This window comes from Cupriavidus sp. 8B (assembly GCF_054589115.1).
This window is the reverse complement of the sequence record NZ_BAAILO010000602.1, coordinates 1-2,633: the sequence shown is the minus strand read 5'-3', so window position 1 is coordinate 2,633 and position 2,633 is coordinate 1. Positions and strand designations below refer to the sequence as shown.

The 2,633-nt window shown below is 59.0% G+C and carries 3 protein-coding genes; 1 reads left to right on the top strand and 2 read right to left on the bottom strand.

The window, feature by feature from the left end; all coding sequences use genetic code 11:
• Positions 1-846, bottom strand: an 846-nt coding sequence (locus ACYP5B_RS49870; RefSeq protein ID WP_459574864.1) for a tyrosine-type recombinase/integrase, incomplete at its 3' end; no start/stop codon positions are given.
• Positions 843-2,081, bottom strand: a complete 1,239-nt coding sequence (locus ACYP5B_RS49865; RefSeq protein WP_459574863.1) for a site-specific integrase — start codon at positions 2,079-2,081, stop codon at positions 843-845. The genes ACYP5B_RS49865 and ACYP5B_RS49870, both read right to left, overlap by 4 nt.
• 170 nt (positions 2,082-2,251) lie before the next feature.
• On the opposite strand from ACYP5B_RS49865, the gene ACYP5B_RS49860 reads away from it, so the two are divergent.
• Positions 2,252-2,440, top strand: a complete 189-nt coding sequence (locus ACYP5B_RS49860) for a hypothetical protein (protein WP_459574862.1) — start codon at positions 2,252-2,254, stop codon at positions 2,438-2,440.
• Positions 2,441-2,633 lie beyond the last annotated feature (193 nt).

Here is a 2,633-nt window from a genome sequence, read left to right as displayed (position 1 = left end):
TTCCGTATTGGCGCCGCCCCCATGCCGCGTATTCTCCGGGGATTGCAGGCCCCGGAGATCCGTATGCGGAATAATCCGGGACTCGGAATAATGCCGCATGTCGTGCAGACGCGGCCCGTGACTGTCGGATTCCCCGCGCAAGCCAATCTGACGCGACAACGCATAGAAAGCACGATAAATCTGAGCACTGTCCAACCGGTTGCCCCAGCTCGATACGAACAGGTACGAAGATACCGGTCTCCCCGCCCAATGACGCTCGCGTCGTGCGATATAGTTTGCGAGAACCTTGCAGGTCGAGGCATGCAATGGAAGGAGTCTCGACTTGCCTAGCTTCGCGCCGCGGATCGTTAATATCCCGGCTGCCAGATCCACGTCATCGAGCTCGAGATTGCGCGCTTCACCGAGGCGCATTCCCGATACGCTCAGTAATCCGAACAGACAATGATAGGTCCACGGAAGCAGGGCACCCCGTTCATAGCGACATGGCATCTGGAGTGCTGCCCGCAATAGTGCGCGGATCTCGCCGGCCGAATATAAGTACGGTCGAGCCCGCCTCGGTTGAAACGGTAACAAGCCCGGCGCTGGTATCTCGGTGCGCAGATCGGTGGCACTGCGATGGCGCGCAAACTGGCGTACATAGCTCAGACGTTGCGCCCATTGCGCGGGCTGGACATCCGATGGCTGTCGAGCCCATGCGAGAGCCAACGCCTGGGTAACGTAGGAAGCACGATGTTGCTCCATGAACGCTACGAAATCGGGCAATGCCTTGCCTGCCTCCTTCAGCTTGAATCCCAGGCTGCGCCTCAGATCGAGGTAATCCTGAACGGCTTGGCGAAGTGTGTTCATCGCACACCTCCTGGCCAAGGCAACGCTAGTGTGCGCAATGCCTTGATGTCCACCTTGGAATAGATCTTTGTAGTTTGTGGATCACGATGCCCCAACACCTCGCCGATCTCGCTGAGTGATGCCCCGTGGCTCAACATCTGGGTAGCCAAGCCGTGGCGAAACTGATGAGCACCCATCGTGGGTGCGTCGATGCCAGCGCGCTGAAGCGAATGCCGCACGAGCGAGCCGATGCCGCTTTGTCCACGAAAGCCTGCGATGGGCGCCCTTGCACGTAAAAATACGCGCCGACTGGTGCTATGAGGACGCCCGTGCCGCAAATATGCGGCAATCGCCTTGCCGACGTCTGCGGGTAAGGGTAGCTCGCTGCGTTGCCCACTCTTGCCGCGCACGCTCACCTGGCCCGCGCGCCAGTCGATATCATCGAGCTCGAGAAAAGCCACCTCACCAGAGCGTAACCCCAATCGCGCAAGCAGGAGCAGGATGGCGTAGTCGCGGAGCCCGACTGAAGTCCGTCTATCGATGCTAGCCAGCAAATGTCGCGTCTGCTCAGCAGAAATCGCTCGAGGAATTGACGGCATCGACCAGTTGGCGACGACAGGAACGGCGGCAGCCAGATCCAGCGTAACGTCGCCGCGATAGCGCACATAGCGTAGAAAAGAGCGCAGCGCGGTGGTCATAAGCTTAGCTCGCCTCAAATGCAAGCGTGGTGCATGGAGCTGTACGAAGCCCACGACATCCACGGCACGTAATCGCGATAAGTTGGCCGTCCCGTTACCGAAACAATGGTGGAGAAAGTCGCGGACGAATGGCACGTAGTTAATGACCGTTGCCGTGGCGAGAGCCTGAGCATCGCGCAAGTATTCCGCGTATGCCTGCGCACAAATCTCAGCCGGCGGCACCCGACGTGTTGCTGTCTTCTCGACAGGAATCACGCCCTCACTCCGCATAAAATCGATGAGATGACTGAGTGCAGCCCGATCCCCAAGGTACGGTCTGACATGCCGTGCGCGATAGCGCAAATACCGTATTGCGTGGTCGAAGGAGATGTCCTGCACGCTGACACCTTTCTGCTTTAGCCATCGACTAAAGCACGCGGCGATTCGTACCTGCTGCTTCATGGACTTCGCGCTGTATCCCTGAGCGCTGATCGCATTAGCAAAGGATGCCAAATAGCCGGCGAGCGGACCTTCTGGCGCTCGCGAAAGAATGACCTGATCATGGACGGTGTACTTCACGATGACCTCCTTCCCCGGCGTGGGGAGCGGGTGGAAGGAGTCAAGATTATCTCTATCCGGCGTCGGCCGTTTGACCTGAAAAACGCGCCATCACGCGATTACGAGACATAATCCGGAAGGGAATATAGTGGCGCTAATATACCCAACGATATAAGCGCCACACGACAGCGATGGATCTGCTGCAAGAAGGCGTCGAACCCTCGGTAATCGCACTGTGGCTCGGTCACGAATCGGTGGAAACCACACAGGCCTACCTGGACGCCAACCTCACGTTGAAGGAGGAGATTCTCAACAGGACTACACCCCCTAAAGGCACGCCGGGGCGATTCGGCCGGATGACCGATTGCTGGCGTTCCTAAAGGGCTTGTAGGCCGAGCCTATGTCCCGCGCTGCGCACGGCCGGTTGCTGTCGTGCTGTCCGTCTCGTGCGCGACGGGACATAGTCCCGCGCGGGAGATAGAGCAGAGGGTTTTTTGATTAGCGGTCGCGGCCGCAGGCGCGTGAGCCGGGACCCGGCGAGGTCAGCCCGCGACCGGTCATCAAAAAACCGTT